This window comes from Streptosporangium sp. CA-115845, assembly GCF_050943795.1.
In the GTDB taxonomy this organism is placed as follows: domain Bacteria; phylum Actinomycetota; class Actinomycetes; order Streptosporangiales; family Streptosporangiaceae; genus Streptosporangium.
On the sequence record NZ_CP191988.1, the window covers coordinates 4,199,921 to 4,214,385 of the forward strand.

At 69.7% G+C, this 14,465-nt stretch carries 16 protein-coding genes; 5 read left to right on the forward strand and 11 right to left on the reverse strand.

Annotated features, from left to right (window positions below; all coding sequences use genetic code 11):
* From ACQP0P_RS21375 to ACQP0P_RS21385, 3 genes are read right to left on the reverse strand one after another with little or no spacing between them, the layout of a single operon-like run.
* Entirely contained in the window at positions 1-549 is a 549-nt protein-coding gene (locus ACQP0P_RS21375) for a hypothetical protein (protein ID WP_433379770.1), read from the reverse strand.
* A gap of 21 nt (positions 550-570) precedes the next feature.
* Positions 571-1,536 (reverse strand): ankyrin repeat domain-containing protein, encoded by a 966-nt coding sequence (locus ACQP0P_RS21380; RefSeq protein WP_433379773.1) that lies wholly within the window; start codon positions 1,534-1,536, stop codon positions 571-573.
* A gap of 1 nt (position 1,537) precedes the next feature.
* Complete coding sequence (locus tag ACQP0P_RS21385) at positions 1,538-2,230, reverse strand: endonuclease V (RefSeq protein ID WP_433379776.1); 693 nt, start codon at positions 2,228-2,230, stop codon at positions 1,538-1,540.
* Positions 2,231-2,551: 321 nt separating this feature from the next.
* On the opposite strand from ACQP0P_RS21385, the gene ACQP0P_RS21390 reads away from it, so the two are divergent.
* Complete coding sequence (locus ACQP0P_RS21390) at positions 2,552-3,721, forward strand: MBL fold metallo-hydrolase (protein WP_433379779.1); 1,170 nt, start codon at positions 2,552-2,554, stop codon at positions 3,719-3,721.
* A 34-nt stretch (positions 3,722-3,755) separates the two neighbouring features.
* Here ACQP0P_RS21390 and ACQP0P_RS21395 read toward each other — a convergent pair whose 3' ends face one another.
* Positions 3,756-4,520, reverse strand: a complete 765-nt coding sequence (locus ACQP0P_RS21395; RefSeq protein ID WP_433379782.1) for a nucleotidyltransferase domain-containing protein — start codon at positions 4,518-4,520, stop codon at positions 3,756-3,758.
* Positions 4,517-5,167: a nucleotidyltransferase domain-containing protein gene (locus ACQP0P_RS21400; protein ID WP_433379785.1), complete on the reverse strand. Its 651-nt coding sequence runs from the start codon at positions 5,165-5,167 to the stop codon at positions 4,517-4,519. Before ACQP0P_RS21400 ends, ACQP0P_RS21395 begins: the two co-directional genes overlap by 4 nt.
* A gap of 550 nt (positions 5,168-5,717) precedes the next feature.
* Here ACQP0P_RS21400 and ACQP0P_RS21405 point away from each other — a divergent pair.
* A complete protein-coding gene (locus tag ACQP0P_RS21405) occupies positions 5,718-7,688 on the forward strand; it encodes a Xaa-Pro dipeptidyl-peptidase (protein WP_433379788.1) in 1,971 nt (656 codons plus the stop codon).
* Positions 7,689-7,720: 32 nt separating this feature from the next.
* Here ACQP0P_RS21405 and ACQP0P_RS21410 read toward each other — a convergent pair whose 3' ends face one another.
* Positions 7,721-8,677 (reverse strand): quinone oxidoreductase family protein, encoded by a 957-nt coding sequence (locus ACQP0P_RS21410; RefSeq protein ID WP_433379791.1) that lies wholly within the window; start codon positions 8,675-8,677, stop codon positions 7,721-7,723.
* 134 nt (positions 8,678-8,811) lie between these two features.
* Positions 8,812-9,618, reverse strand: a complete 807-nt coding sequence (locus tag ACQP0P_RS21415) for an AMP-binding protein (RefSeq protein WP_433379794.1) — start codon at positions 9,616-9,618, stop codon at positions 8,812-8,814.
* Between the two features lie 656 nt (positions 9,619-10,274).
* Between ACQP0P_RS21415 and ACQP0P_RS21420 the strand changes: the two genes are divergently transcribed.
* Positions 10,275-10,487, forward strand: coding sequence for an AsnC family transcriptional regulator (locus ACQP0P_RS21420; RefSeq protein WP_433379797.1), 213 nt, complete (start codon positions 10,275-10,277; stop codon positions 10,485-10,487).
* Between the two features lie 121 nt (positions 10,488-10,608).
* Here ACQP0P_RS21420 and ACQP0P_RS21425 read toward each other — a convergent pair whose 3' ends face one another.
* Both ACQP0P_RS21425 and ACQP0P_RS21430 read right to left on the reverse strand, forming a co-directional pair.
* On the reverse strand, positions 10,609-11,310 hold the full coding sequence (locus ACQP0P_RS21425) for a LysR family transcriptional regulator substrate-binding protein (protein ID WP_433379800.1): 702 nt from the start codon (positions 11,308-11,310) through the stop codon (positions 10,609-10,611).
* Between the two features lie 36 nt (positions 11,311-11,346).
* A complete protein-coding gene (locus ACQP0P_RS21430; protein ID WP_433379803.1) occupies positions 11,347-11,526 on the reverse strand; it encodes a helix-turn-helix domain-containing protein in 180 nt (59 codons plus the stop codon).
* Between the two features lie 356 nt (positions 11,527-11,882).
* Here ACQP0P_RS21430 and ACQP0P_RS21435 point away from each other — a divergent pair, with 356 nt between their 5' ends.
* Positions 11,883-12,053 carry a hypothetical protein gene (locus ACQP0P_RS21435; RefSeq protein WP_433379806.1) on the forward strand — a complete coding sequence of 57 codons (171 nt, stop codon included), beginning with the start codon at positions 11,883-11,885 and terminating at the stop codon, positions 12,051-12,053.
* A gap of 72 nt (positions 12,054-12,125) precedes the next feature.
* Here ACQP0P_RS21435 and ACQP0P_RS21440 read toward each other — a convergent pair whose 3' ends face one another.
* Together ACQP0P_RS21440 and ACQP0P_RS21445 are read right to left on the reverse strand one after the other, a co-directional pair.
* Complete coding sequence (locus tag ACQP0P_RS21440; protein WP_350927548.1) at positions 12,126-12,344, reverse strand: DUF2277 domain-containing protein; 219 nt, start codon at positions 12,342-12,344, stop codon at positions 12,126-12,128.
* A gap of 81 nt (positions 12,345-12,425) precedes the next feature.
* Positions 12,426-12,785, reverse strand: a complete 360-nt coding sequence (locus ACQP0P_RS21445; protein WP_433379810.1) for an ArsR/SmtB family transcription factor — start codon at positions 12,783-12,785, stop codon at positions 12,426-12,428.
* A gap of 150 nt (positions 12,786-12,935) precedes the next feature.
* On the opposite strand from ACQP0P_RS21445, the gene ACQP0P_RS21450 reads away from it, so the two are divergent.
* Positions 12,936-14,036 carry an NADH:flavin oxidoreductase/NADH oxidase gene (locus tag ACQP0P_RS21450; RefSeq protein WP_433379813.1) on the forward strand — a complete coding sequence of 367 codons (1,101 nt, stop codon included), beginning with the start codon at positions 12,936-12,938 and terminating at the stop codon, positions 14,034-14,036.
* Positions 14,037-14,465: the final 429 nt, after the last annotated feature.

Sequence of the window (14,465 nt, forward strand, 5' to 3'; positions counted from 1 at the left end):
TCAGCCGGTGGCGTGTTCCCAGTAGGGGTCGCGGTAGAGCATGACCGAGGTGCCGCGCAGGAGTTCGTCGGGGGCGGAGAGCAGCACGAGTTCGCCCCTCGCCTCCAGGGTGCGCAGGACGTCGCGGACCCGCGGGCCGACCGGCAGCCGGCCCACCGGGAGGTTGAGGGTGTCGCGGACCAGGTCGGCCACCTCGGAGAGCCGGAACGGCTCGGTGAGGCCGGCGACGAGCCCGCGGACGAACTCGACGGTGATCACCGTCTCGGCCTCGGCGTGGGCGAGCTGCCAGGTCAGCTGCGCCCTGCGCCGGCCGGTTCCGGCGCAGGCCGTGCACTGCTGGGAGAAGTCGGGCACGATGTTCTCGACGGTGCTGCCCAGGCAGGTGGTGCACTGGTTGGTCTCCGACGCGTGCAGTTCGGCCGCGGTCCTGTCGGCCAGCGGCCTGCCGCACAGGCAGAGATAGACCCGGAACCCGCCGCGTACCAGGACGAGGTCGTCGGCATCGTCGGGTATGTCTTCCCAGAGCGCGGTGATCGTATGGATTCTCATCGTTGTGCGACTCTACCCATTTCACCGCAGTGTGACAGGGACCAGTCTCATCGGAGCGCTCCACAGCCACTCCTCGGTGATGTAGGTGGAGGTCAGCAGCGTCATCAGGCCCAGGGTGCGCTCGGTCGCGGTGGAGGGGTGGGCGCCGCAGTCGCCGAAACGGCACATCCACAGTTCGACCATGCTGCTGTCGGAGAGCTGCTCGTGCACCGAGGGCCGTCCGGCGGGGAACCCGTCCCGCCAGATGTCGACGGACGCGCTGGCGAACGGGAAGGCCCCGGCCAGCACCCCGCCGCCCGAGGTGACGGCCCGGCCGACCCCGTCGTGCACCGGCAGGATGCCGTCGGACTGGAAGAGCACCACCCCACCCCCCGGCGGGCTGGCCACCCGCAGGACCTCCACGGGGGAGGCGTGCTCGGCGCTCCACAGCTCGCCGGTCGAAAGCGGCGGGCACGACTCCGGCACGGCGCCCAGGCGGCGGATGACCTCCTCCTCGGTCACCTCGCCGACGAAGGCGACGCACAGTCCCTCGTTGTAGTCCTCGTACGAGAACATCATCGCGTCGACGGTGTCCTGGAGCTCGCGGAGCCTGGGGCTGACGGTGGGAGCCCCAGGCAGCTGGGCGAACAGATCGGCCAGTTCGGTGAAGAGCGCCTGGGAGCCGGGGGAGCGGCCCGCGATGCACGGCCGCCAGGGGTCCGCGCCCGCGGCGAGCAGGACCCGTACGGCGTCGTCCCAGCCGTGGCGTACGGCCTCCCAGAGCGGGGTGGCGCCGTCGGCGTCGACGGGGTCGACCTCCGCGCCCGAGGCCAATAGCAGCTCTATCACCTGGACGGCACCCTCCTGGGCGGCCCGGTGCAGGGGCGTCGTGCGCAGCCACGGTAGCCACTGCCCGGGATCAAACCCGCTCGCCAGCCGCCGTCGGATCCGCGCCAGGTTGGTGTCGCGCCATGCGTCGACGTCCTCGGCCCACTCGTCGTCGCTCACTTCATCCCATTTCGTGGTACTGAGCGGATCCAATCAGGTCCGGACGACAGTTTTCGATCAGTGCCTCGCGGGAGAGCCGGTCGGCGGCGCGGGTCGTCTCGGGAAGGCGGTAGCGGGGTGTCAGGTTCAGCACGTTGTGGCAGGCCGTGGCGAGGTCGACGCGGTGCCCCACGGAGACGAAGACGGGTTTGACCCCGTTCCGGGTGCGCAGCACGCGGCCGACGACGTCGCCGTCCAGCGTCAGGTCGGCCCACGAGCCCCGCTCGGGCGCGGGCGTGGGATAGGTGCCGACGAAGGCGGTCTTGCCGACCCCGATCGTGGGCAGTCCGGTGAGCACGCCGAGGTGGCAGGCCAGGCCGAAGCGGCGCGGGTGCGCCAGGCCGTATCCGTCGCAGACGACCAGGTCGGGAGTTACCGAGAGCCGCTCAAGGGCGTCCAGCAGGGCGGGAACCTCCCGGAAGGCGAGCAGCCCGGGGACGTAGTCGAAGGCCACCCTCCCGCTGACGGCGACCTCTTCGACGATCTCCAGCGTCGTCCCGTCCAGCACGGTCACCGCCGCCGCCAGCCGGTCCCTGTCGTAGGCGACGTCCACTCCCGCGACCCTGGCCGGACTGCGGGGACCGGGACCGGTCAGGTCGAGCAGTGCTCTGAGCTCGTCCTGGATGGCTTCGGCCTCCATGACAGTGCGCGGCATTTGTACCTTCATAACTACATGATCGCTATTTTTACAGTATGACGTTATATTTTGGGACTGTTCGTCTTCTTTGGTGACCGGTCAAGTCGCCGCGCGGTGTCCCACTCCCCGCGGTGCCCTCCGGTCCCGGGTCCTCATGCTGCCGGGCGGGTCCTGCCCATGGGGTGACGGGAGCGGCGGCGAAGCCGGGATCCGTTCCTCATGATGCCTTCCGCCCCCGTTCGGCGCGACGCCGGGCGGGTCCCGCCCAAGGCGTGACGGGAACAGTCGCGGAGCCGAGATCGTTCTGCAGGCACTGGCGACTTCAGGAGCGTGGGCCGCATGGCGGGCAGCAGATCGATCGGGCGTCTCCTCGTGGGCGGGCTGGCACTGGCCGCCGCCGGGTGGGCGTTGAAGGACATCCCCGCGGAACTCGGGGGCAGGGCCACGGGGGAGCGGCTGGAGCGGATGCGCCGCTCGCCGCAGTTCCACGACGGCCTCTTTCGCAACTCCACGCCCGGCGTCTTCGTACCCTCGCCGCAGAGCGCGCGGGAGATCGCCTGGAACATGCTGCACAACCGCGAGGAGCGCCGCCCGGCCACGCCGGTCCCGGTGGTGACCGCACCGGCGGGCGGGCCGTCCCCGACCGGGCTGAGCGTCATCTGGTACGGTCACGCCACCGCGCTGCTGGAGATCGAGGGCCGCCGCGTGCTCGTCGACCCGGTGTGGAGCAGGCGCGCCTCGCCCTCCCAGCTGGTCGGCCCGCGGCGCCTGCACCCGATGCCGGGGCCGCTGGCAGGTCTTCCGCCGCTCGACGCGATCGTGATCTCGCACGATCACTACGACCACCTCGACCGCGCGACGGTACGCGGCCTGCTCGCGCTGCAGACCGCACCGTTCCTGGTGCCGCTGGGGATCGGCGCCCACCTGGAGCGCTGGGGCGTGCCCGCCTCGCGGATCGTCGAGCTCGACTGGGACGAGGAGGCGAGCGTCGCGGGCCTGCGGTTCGTCGCGACCGCCGCCCGTCACTTCTCCGGTCGCACCTTCAACCGCAACGTCACCCTGTGGGGCTCCTGGGTCATCGCCGGCCGGGAGAGGAAGGTCTTCTACGCCGGCGACTCCGGATACTTCGACGGCTACGCCGGGATCGGCGCCGCGCACGGCCCGTTCGACCTCACGCTCATGCCGATCGGCGCCTACAACGCCGCCTGGCCCGACATTCACATGAACCCGGAGGAGGCGGTCGACGCCCACCTCGACCTGGGCGGCAGGCTGCTCCTTCCGGTCCACTGGGCGACCTTCACCCTGGCCACGCACCCCTGGGCCGAACCGGTCGACCGCCTCTGGCGCGAGGCCAAGGCCCGTGACGTCCGCCTCGCCGTCCCCCGACCGGGCGAGCGCGTCGACACCGCCGACGTCCCGCTGCTGGAGAGCTGGTGGGAACTGCTGCGCGGCGGCGAGACGGGCCGACGGCCGCGACAGCCGTCGCTCCCTCCCGCACCGAGACTCTGAGCGACGAGCTCACGCACCGGTACCCCGGCGGCTGTCAGGCCCTCGCGGTTCTCGTCGACAGACGGGCGCGAACGACGAGATCGTGCACCGCGTCCGCCGACGGCGCGGTGTCGGGAAGGCGGGAGGCGTCCCGCGCCTCCTCCAGTTCCCGGGTCAGCCGGTTGACGTCGCGTGACAGTCGTGCCAGGCCCGGCGCGCCCGCCGGTAGCCGGCCGTGTTCGGCGGAGCGCTTGGCGGCGATCAGGTCACCGAGATAGGGCGGCCCGCCGGAGAGCCGGGTGAGGTCGGCTTCCAGCTCTCCGGTGCGCATCAGATGGACACCGGTGAGCAGCACACGGAAGGTGTAGAGCAGCGGCTTGAGCTCGCCGGAGCGCTCGAACAGCCGCCACTGGGTGCGGGCGAATCCCAGATAGTGGTGGGCGTGGTGGCGGGTGACGCAGCCGGGGGCGACGGCGATCATCTCCCGGTGGACCGGCGAGGTGGCCACCACCAGCGGGGAGAGCAACTGCTCCAGCACATAGCCGTTGCGGCGCAGCAGCAGGCGGCAGAACTTGGCCAGGTCGTGGGTGACCAGGTCCACCTCGACACCGTCGCGCACCCAGGAGCGGGTGAGGGTCTCACTGCCCGTCCGCAGGCCGACCACCTCCTCCAGCGGCAGCAGGTGAACGCCGCGCAGGTCGACATCGGAGTCGGCGGAAGGGAAACCGTACAGGTGCGCCCCGCTGATCGTGGCGAAAGCGGTCGGATGCGCCTGCCCGGCGGGAATCTCGGCCAGCCAGGACGGCAGGGACACGGTCACAGCGCCGCCTCTCTCGTACTCGCCAGATATTCCTCCACGCGCCGCCGGTCGGGTTCGGCGGGCAGCGTGCCCGTGCCGTCGAACCTCGCGGTCAGTTCGGAGCGCCAGCGGTCGACCTCATCCCAGGAGAGCTCTCCCCGCCGTACGGCGAGCAGCCGGTCGCGGTGGGCGTCCATTCGGACCAGGGGCTCGCCGTGGCGGACCAGGTGCAGACCGCTGAGCAGCAGGCGGACCATGTGCATGGCCTGCTTCCATCTGGGGCGCTCGGGATCCAGCCGGCGGAACTGGGCGTTGGCGTATCCGACGAAGGTCCGTCCGGCCCGCCCGGAGACGAAGGCGCCCCGGATGGAGAGCAGTTCCTCGCCCGCGGTGGTGGCATGCTCGACGATCGGCGACCACAGGCATTCCAGCACCGTCGGGTTGGCCTCCAACGCGAGCGCGCAGAACCGCTCGACCTCCCACGAGAACTGCTCGGGCAGCGGCCCCTCGACATGCGTGGGCGGCTTGGCCAGCCGCCAGAACAGCCGGGTCGGTGCCACGAAGACCCCGCGCCTGTCGACGTCGGAGTCCTCGCTCTCCAGCCCGTATGCCCGCGAGCCGACCACCACCGACAGCACCGAGTGATCCGGGACGTACCGTACCTCCATCCGCACAGCCTGCCAGCCCCGTGCCCGGCACCGGTACGGGTTTTCCCGGACAACTCGTCCACCGCGCGTGGAGCGTGCGTGAGCGCCTCCCGATGTCCTTGCGCAGGACGACCTCGCCGACCTCGCCGACGACCCGGCGGAGTTCTTCTTCCGAGTCGACCGTGACGATCGGGCCGGTCTCACCGGTATCGAGGGAAGGCATGAAGTAAGGCCAACCTTCCTTGATTCTTGCCTCAGCGGCACCCTCCCCGTCCGATGCGCGCATGGGGGTTCCGCGAGCGGCGGGAGGAGCGGAACGGGGAGAGCCTGGGCGCGGCGACCGGTTGCTTTGCACCCCCGCCCGAAGGCGCATGACGTCCCGCGGGCGGCCGGGGAGTGGGAGGTGAGGGCTCGGTGCGGCGACCGATTCCCCCGAATACACTCCGGAACTCTCGCTTAACGCGAGATAGTCGCCTATTCGTTATATCTTCTATCTTGCAGGTCAAGATTGCTTCGCAGGAGATTGACCGGAGTTGTCAGGTTTATGCGACCCTCTGGGAGCTTTCCTCCGATGAACAGATGGAAGACGATCATCGTCGCGCTGGCGGTCATCATGCCGGCCGGTGTCCTACCGGCTGCCGCGTCACCCGCAGTGGCCGCCCGATCCACGGCCCCCCTGATAGAGAACGGCGAGACCCAGCCGGTCTACTCGCGCGCCGACGCGCTGACCGAGACCGTGTTCGTCGAGGTCGCCGGGGTCGACAGTGACGCAGACGGGCTCCCCGACCGGGTCGCCGTCGACATCATGCGACCCAAGGAGACCGCCTTGGGGATGAAGGTCCCGGTCATCATGGAGGCCAGCCCCTACTACGCGGGCGGCAACGACGTGCCCAACCACGTCGTCGACCTCGACGGCTCCGACCCCGCGGGCATGGAGTACCGGCGCAACAAGTTCAACGACCTGCACGACGAGATGTTCGGCGACGGCTCCGACGTGACCCGCGCGGTCGCTCCGCCCTTCCGCGGTTACTACGACAACTACTTCGTGCCGCGCGGCTACGCGATCGCGCTGGTGGAGAACCTCGGCTCGGGCCGGGCGACCGGCTGTCCCACCACCGGCCTGGACAACGAGACCGCGGGTCCCAAGGCCGCGATCGACTGGCTCAACGGCCGTGCCCGCGGATTCGACGCGGCCGGCAACGAGGTCAAAGCCGGCTGGTCCACCGGGAACGTCGGCATGATCGGCGTCTCCTACAACGGCACGCTGCCCAACGCCGTCGCCGCGACCGGGGTCAAGGGCCTCAAGGCGATCGTGCCGATCGCGGCCATCTCCTCCTGGTACGACTACTACCGGGCCAACGGCGGCGTGCTGGCCCCCGGCGGCTACCAGGGTGAGGACGCCGACGTGCTCGCCCGCTACGTGCTGACCCGTCAGAACGCCCAGCAGGCCTGCGGCGCGCTGATGGACCGGATAGAGAAGGACCAGGACCGGGTCAGCGGCGACTACTCCGACTTCTGGGACCGGCGCAACTACCTCAACGACGTGCGCAAGGTCCGCGCGGCGGTCTTCCTGGTGCACGGCCTCAACGACTGGAACGTCAAGACCAAGCAGGCCGTCCAGTGGTGGGACGCCCTCGCGAAGCGGAACGTGCCCCGCAAGATCTGGCTCCACCAGGGCGCGCACTTCAACCCGTTCTCCTTCGCCGGGCGCAACGCCGAGTGGCTGCGCCAGCTCCACCGCTGGTTCGACTTCCACCTGTACGGCCTGCGCAACGGCATCATGGACGAGCCGCAGGCGGACGTGGAGTCGGGTCCGGGGCAGTGGGCGCAGCACGCCTCGTGGCCGCTGCCGGGCACCCGCGACGTACGGCTCCAGCTGGCCGCCGGGCAGGACGGCCGCAACGGCACCCTGGGCGCCGACCGTCCCCGAGGCCGCGCCGTCGTCGAGTCCTTCGTCGACCAGAGCGCCCGCGGTGCCGAGCAGCTCGTCGAGAACGCCGAGAGCACCGATCCCAACCGCCTGGCCTACCTGTCGAGTCCGCTGGCCCGCGACGCGCGCCTGTCCGGCACCCCGGAGGTCTCGGTGCGGGCCGCGTTCAAGGGCGGGCGCTCGCCGTACCTGACGGCGCTGCTCGTCGACTACGGCACCGACGCCCGCGCCTACGGCGACGTCGCCTACGGTGCCACCCAGGTCTGCTACGGCCAGGGCGTGCCCGGCGACACCGGCTGCGCCCGGCTGGCCGAGCACGTCACGGTGACCGCCCCCTACAAGATCATCACAAGGGGCTGGCTGGACGTCCGTAACCGCGACTCCGCGGCCAAGACCGAACTGCTGCGCGAGGACCGCTTCTACGACTTCCGCTTCGACCTCCAGCCCGGCGACTACGTCGTCAAGGCCGGTCACCGGATCGGTGTCGTGCTCATCTCCACGGACCGCGACTTCACGCTGCGCCTGCCCCCGGGCACCGCCGTCTCGGTCGACCCCCGCGCCAGCTCGGTCACCCTTCCCCTCGTCGGCGGCCGCTCCGCCGCAGCAAGGTAAGTTCACGTTCGGTGACGGCCCGCTCGAACCGGTTACCTCGCGGGGTCCAGCACGAGCTTGCCGACGGTCTTGCGGGAGCGAAGGCCCTCATGCGCCTGCACCACATCGGTCAGCGCGTAGTCACCGCCCAACTGCGGAACCAGCCGACCGTCGGCGACCATCGCGAACAACTCGTCCATCGGCTCGCGCATCATCGGCGGCCGGTGGAAGCAGTCCGGTAGGAAGAAGCCGACCACCGACGTGGAGTTCGCCATCAGCTTGGACGGCAAGACCGGCGGGCGGGCGGTCCTGGAGGCCGAGCCGGAGGCGACCAGGCGGCCGAAGCCGGCCAGCGCGCCCAGCGTGGCATCGAAGGCCTCCCCGCCGGTCATCTCCAGCACGATGTCGACCGGCTTGCCGTCGTTGGCCTCGATGATCCGCTCGGTCAGTCCCTCGGTCGGACTGGCGTCGATCGCCACATCCGCGCCCAGCTCGACGGCAAGGTCGCGTTTGTCGGCCGAGGACGCGGTACCGATGATCCGGCCGGCGCCCCACAGCTTGGCCAACTGGACGGCCAGCGAGCCGACTCCACCCGCGGCCGACATCACCAGCACGGACTCGCCCGGCCGCATACGCGACGAGGTGCGCAGCAGGTGCCACGCGGTGACGCCCTGCAGAACCAGTGCCAGTGCGGTGGTGTCGGACACGTCGTCGGGCACGTCGAATGCCGGCCGCTCGTCGGCCAGGGCGTACTCGGCGTAGGCGCCGTCGACGCTCAGCGCGACCACGCGGCGGCCGTCCTGTGCGCGGCCGACGACCTCGAAGCCGGGCACGAAGGGCAGCTTCTGCGGGGACGGAAAGGAGTTCTCGGTCTGATCCGTGTCGGCGTAGTTGATGCCGGCGCGGCTCACCTTCACCAGCAGCTGGCCGTCAGCCGGGACCGGCTCCGGCAGGTCCACCACTTTGAGCACCTCGGGACCGCCGAACTCGCCGACCTGTACAGCACGCACCGATTGACTCCTTGAGGTAGAAGTTACGAACGATATGCTTTGCCGGGTGTGGCCCGGTCAATATGACTGTGTGATGTATGGCGAACAGTCAAAGAAATCAGGTGCAAAGAGCACCGCCGCACAAGTAATACCGGTCACTGATCCGAACCACGTTTTCGCAGCACCCCTTCGTCACCGTAGCGTCGGCGGACCTCGGATCTGGAGATCTTGCCGGACGTGGTGGTGGGCAGCGCGTCGACGAACTGCACCGACTTGGGCACCTTGTACGCGGCGAGGTGAAGCCGCAGCTGAGCAAGCACCGTGGCTTCGTCGATGCGAGCACGCGGATCGACGACGACCACGGCCTTGCCGACTTCGCCCCACTTCTCGTCCGGCACGCCGATCACGGCGCAGGCGGAGACACCGTCAAGGCCGCGCAGCAGGCCTTCGATCTCCGCGGGGTACACGTTCTCGCCGCCGGAGATGATCACGTTCTTGATCCGATCGACGATGAAGAAGTAACCGTCCTCATCAACGACGCCGACATCACCGGTCTGGAACCATCCCGCGTCGAAGACCGCGTCGGTGGCATCAGGCTGACCCCAGTAGCCACGCATCACGTTCGGGCCGCTGACCATGACCTCCCCCGGGACACCCTTGGGCACCTCTCGCCGATCGGCGTCGACGACCCGGACGTCGGTGAAGAACGAAGGCACGCCAGTGGATCCGGCTTTGATCTCCAGATGAGCGCGGTCGAGCATCAGCACTCCGGCAGCCGTCTCGGTAAGACCGTATCCCTGACCGAAGTTCAGTCCCCGGTCAAGGTAACGACGGATCGTCGCCAGGCGTACCGGTGCACCGCCGCACAAGAGGCGACGGATGCTCGAGAGATCGGCCTCTGGCCAGCGCGATGGAGCCGTCGTCACGACGCTTACTGCGGCGACGCCGACGGAAGAACTCAACAATCCTGCGGATCATCAGGTACTCCTTTATCTTTACAGGCCATCCCAAGGTACGGCGCGAAGTCGGCCCCGATTGCGACGAGCAAAGGAGTGTCGCAAATGCGCGAGGCGAAGGACAGGGTGAGATGACGGCCGATTATTCCGGGCCGGAGGTACAACGGTGAACAGTTCGGATTCTCGTGTGCCGCGGTCATCCGGCAGCCGCAGCGCTGAGAAAGGTAACATCAACCTCCGATATCGTCGCCGACCGCTATTCGACAATTGGACATCCGGTTTGCGACCAAGGCAAGTAAGTCACCGTTACCATCCGGCCCCCACCGTTAGCGAAACTGGCGCCACGCACAGCGGACCGCGTTAGCGAAACTGGCGCCACGCACAGCGGACCGCCGGTCTCCGCGCTTCGCGGACTCAGCCGCGGCGCTCCCCGGGATCTTCGACTGACCCGCACGCCGGCCGAGGAGCCGGGTGTTCATTGATCACAGCCGGGCGCCGAGGCCATGCCGACCGGCTGGGGCCGCTATGTGGCTCTGTCCACATAGCCATGGCTCGGGTTCGCGCCGGACAAGGTGCGGCATCTCGGGGGCGGCCGGCGACCACGCTGGAGCTCAGCGAGCGGGACGAATCTTTGGGATCTGGCCCAGCGCGGAGGAGTCGCGGTGGCCAATTCGCTGGACGCCCTGGACGTCGCCCTGCTGCAGTTGCTCGAGGAGCACCCACGCATCGGCATCCTCGAGCCGGCCCGGCTTGCCCGGGTCTCGCGGGCCACGGTCACGGCCCGCCTGAACCGGATGCAGGCTGTCGGCGTCATCACGGGGTACGGCCGCAGGTCGACGTCGTGGTCGCTGGATATCCCGTGCAGGCGCTGGTGACGCTCGAGATCACGTAGAGCCGCCTCGAAGAGGTTTGCGACCTGTTGCTCAGCCTGCCGGGCGTGATCGAGGCATATGCGACCACCGGGGTCACGAACACCTCCGGCGATCCGCCGAGACGTCAGGTCGGGCGGTCCGCCTGGGCGAGTCGCAACGCAGCGTTGACGGCATGTACGGCGGACACGACGGCCGCGATCCCGGGCGAAAGCTGTTCACCGTCGCGCACGACGAGGACGCTGTGCCGGACCACGTCGACCCCGATGAGGCTGATGCGTTGCACCGACGCCTCCGAATCTGCTGGCGTGAGATCCGGGGCGATGGTCACGCCCCAGCCGATGCCAACCAGGCCGAGGGCGGTCGCCACGTCGTCCACCGTCGCGACGATCTTCGGCTGGAAGCCGCCGGCGATGCACAACGTCGTGGTGATGCGTCCGAGCGTGCTGGTCGGACTGATGACCCATGGCTCGTCGCGCAGATCGTCGAGGGCGCAACTCCGCTCACCCGACAGCCGATGACCGACCGGGACGCACAGCCGTAACGGATCGCTACCGAGAACCCACTCACAGAGTCCGGGCCGGCTGTGCGGAGTCGCGGCGCCGTACCGGGACAGGATGACCATGTCCAGCCGGCCGAGCCGCACCTCCTCCGCCGCGGCTTCGTCCGTTGTCGCGGCGAGCCTGATCTCGAGCCTGGGGAACTGTTGCCGTGCCTGGGTCAGTGCGCTGCTCATGATGGCGGGCCCCTCGCGGAAAGGCACGCCGACCCTCAGCAGCCCAGCGGCATCACCGGCCTCCCGGTGCAGCGTCGCCTCCGCCGCGCGCAACTGGACGAGGATCCGCTCGGTGTGTTCAACGAGCTGTCATGCCACGGGAGTGAGGCTGATGCGGTTCCCCGCACGCACCAGAAGTGGCATCCCCGCCAGTCGTTCCAATGCCGCCATCTGCTGCGACGCGGCCGAACGCGTGTAACGCAATTCCCGTGCGGCCGCCGCGATGGACCCCGCTGCGGCGATCGCCCGCAGCATCATCAGTTTCTCCATGTCAAGCATGCGATGCGTCACAATCGTTAACGGCCCATGTCGTCACTCGTTGACGCAGTTTACTTGAGGCGCGGTCAGCGGGGGCGTTAGGTGATCGCCATGGGCGTGACACTCACCGAGATCCAGCGCATCCCCGTCCTACCAGGGTCACGACCTCGATCCGGATGAGCGGGCACGTTCCCGGCGTACCTGCTCACCGGATCGGGGAAGCCGTCGCTCCTGGCGGGCCGGCGTGTCCATCGAGCGTCCCGGGTGGGGGACCGGGGCGGGGCCCGTCTGAGGGATAACCCTGGCCTGTCCCTGACATCGGCTCGCGGGTCTGCCGCCGGGCCCGGCCAGGGCCTAGCGTTGAGGGCATGGGACGAATTCTTCTGATCGCGGCGGCCGTGGTGATCGCCTTCATCGTGCTGGGCTCGGTTCTGGGCTTCCTGTTCACGCTCCTCAAGTGGGCTCTGATCATCGGCCTGGTGGGCGTGGTGGTCATGTTCGCGAGCAGGCTCTTCCGCTCCTCGAACGTGCGCGACTGACCGACGCCCGGTGAGCCCGGCAGCCGCCCGCCGGCACCCCCGTGTCGCCGGCGGGCGGGCGGACGTCTCCGGTCAGTCCTGGGACACCTGCTTCAGCTGGAGCTCGTCGAGCAGGGCCCGGGTCGCGGCGGTCACCGCGTCCACGGCCCTTTCGAAGGCCTCGGCGTTGCGCGCCGAGGGGGAGCGGAAACCCGACACCTTGCGGACGTACTGGAGCGCGGCAGCTCGTACGTCGTCGTCGGTCACGTCGCTGGCGTAGGGCTCACGGAGGGTCTTGATGCTGCGGCACATGACAGGACGGTACTCCGTCCGGTGGTTCTCCCGGTCCCGCCCGGCCATCCCGGCCGCGGGCCGCACCGTCACCGGGCCGAGTCAGGTCGCCGGCAGACCGTCACGCTCCCGCTGGATCGCGTCGGCGGTCAGCACGGCGTCGAGGAGTCCGGGAAAGAGCGTGTCGAGGTCGTGGCGGCGTAGCGCGTTCATCTTGGCGGTCCCTCGGTAGACCTGGCTGATCACACCCGCCTCGCGCAGCACCCGGAAGTGGTGTGTGGTGGTCGATTTGGTGATCTCCAGCTCGATCGCCGAGCAGGGGGCACCCTCCTCCCCCCCCAGTCGCCACAGGAAGCGTACGATCCGCAGGCGCATCGGGTCGGACAGCGCGTGCAGCACGCCCTCCAGCCGGATCTCCTGGCAGGCGGGGTGCGCCAGAGCCCTGACGGACGCGGTCGACACGGCGGCTCCCTTCCTGGAGATCGGCCCGATTGTACGAAAGGAATCGTAGTTTGACATCTATCGTAGTACGTCGATTATCGTACTAGAGGGTTGCCGGAGCGCCACCGGATGCCTCCGGAGAACGCGATCCCCCGAAGAAGGAGTACGGCAGTGAGTGCCCTGTTCGAGCCCGTGACATTGCGGAACCTCACCATCCCCAACCGGATCTGGATGGCCCCGATGTGCCAGTACTCCGCGGCGGTCGAGGGGCCCGACCAGGGGGCGCCGACCGACTGGCACCTGTCCCACCTGGCCGCTCGCGCGGTGGGCGGCGCCGGTCTCATCCTGGCCGAGGCCACCGCCGTCTCGCCGGAGGGCCGCATCAGCCCGGCGGACCTCGGACTCTGGAACGACCGCCAGCGGGAGGCGTTCACCCGCGTCACCCGCTTCCTGCGGGAACACGGCGCGGTGCCCGGCATCCAGCTCGCGCACGCCGGGCGCAAGGCCTCGGTCCGCCGTACCTGGGAGGGCGGTGGGCCCACCGGCCCAGGCGAGCACGGCTGGCAGCCGATCGCGCCGAGCCCGGTCCCCTTCAACGACGGCCACCCCACCCCCGCGGAGCTGAGCGTCGGTGACATCGACCGGCTGGTGGGCGACTTCGCCGCGGCGGCGCGGCGGGCACTGGCCGCGGGCTTCCAGGTGGCCGAGATCCACGGCGCGCACGGCTACCTCATCGCCGAGTTCCTGTCGCCCTTCAGCAACCGCCGCACCGACGCGTACGGCGGCTCGTACGACAACCGCACCCGGTTCGCGCTCCGGGTCGTCGACGCGGTACGCGAGGTCTGGCCGGACGAGCTTCCCCTGTTCTTCCGCATCTCGGCCACGGACTGGCTGGCAGAGGACCCGCGGGACGACCGTGAGGGCTGGAGTGCCGACGACACGGTCCGTTTCGCCAAGGACCTGCTCGCCCACGGCGTCGACCTGCTCGACGTCTCGACCGGGGGCAACGTCGCCGGCGCGCGCATTCCCACGGGCCCCGGCTACCAGGTGCCGTTCGCGGCGAAGGTGAAGGCCGAGACCGACCTGCCGGTGAGCGCGGTCGGAGAGATCACCCGGCCCCGGCAGGCTGAGGAGATCATCGCCTCCGGTCAGGCCGACGCGGTCATGCTCGGCCGCGAGCTGCTCCGCGACCCGTACTGGCCGAACCGCGCCGCCCGCGAGCTCGGCGCCGCCAGAGGCCGCTGGCCCGACCAGTACCATCGCGCGGTCTGAGGCTCCGTCCGCCTCCACCCCGCGGGTCGCTCCCCGGAGGAAGGGACGCGCGGGTGGAGACGGTCAGGGGAGGATGCAGCGGACCGGCCCGCCAGGGGGCGCACCCCCGGGGGTCGAGCGGGCCGGTCCGGGATCATGGGATGGCGCGGCGCAGGGCCAGCGTGTCCTGGCGGACCTTCGCGGGGGCCGGCGAACGCGCTGTAGCAGGCGAGGTTGGCCAGTGTGGCACTCTGCGGCCGCACCTCGGCGAACTCACCGCCCATCAGCGCCGCGATCTGGAGCGGGACCAGCACCTCCAGCACGTCCAGCTCCTCCAGGCCGGTCTGGCGTTTGTCCCCCGGCCGGCCCATCGAAGGCCAGCAGCTCAGGGAGATCTCATGGGCGGCCCTGGCGCGCTCGCTCATCCTGTTGGTGCCCGCGTACAGGATC

Excerpts from the sequence above, each read along its gene's own strand:
- ACQP0P_RS21375 (WP_433379770.1), bottom strand. The coding sequence starts at position 549 with ATGAGAATCCATACGATCACCGCGCTCTGGGAAGACATACCCGACGAT.
- ACQP0P_RS21385 (WP_433379776.1), bottom strand. The coding sequence starts at position 2,230 with ATGCCGCGCACTGTCATGGAGGCCGAAGCCATCCAGGACGAGCTCAGA.
- ACQP0P_RS21390 (WP_433379779.1), top strand. The coding sequence starts at position 2,552 with ATGGCGGGCAGCAGATCGATCGGGCGTCTCCTCGTGGGCGGGCTGGCA.
- ACQP0P_RS21400 (WP_433379785.1), bottom strand. The coding sequence starts at position 5,167 with ATGGAGGTACGGTACGTCCCGGATCACTCGGTGCTGTCGGTGGTGGTC.
- ACQP0P_RS21405 (WP_433379788.1), top strand. The coding sequence starts at position 5,718 with ATGAACAGATGGAAGACGATCATCGTCGCGCTGGCGGTCATCATGCCG.
- ACQP0P_RS21430 (WP_433379803.1), bottom strand. The coding sequence starts at position 11,526 with ATGGAGAAACTGATGATGCTGCGGGCGATCGCCGCAGCGGGGTCCATC.
- ACQP0P_RS21435 (WP_433379806.1), top strand. The coding sequence starts at position 11,883 with ATGGGACGAATTCTTCTGATCGCGGCGGCCGTGGTGATCGCCTTCATC.
- ACQP0P_RS21440 (WP_350927548.1), bottom strand. The coding sequence starts at position 12,344 with ATGTGCCGCAGCATCAAGACCCTCCGTGAGCCCTACGCCAGCGACGTG.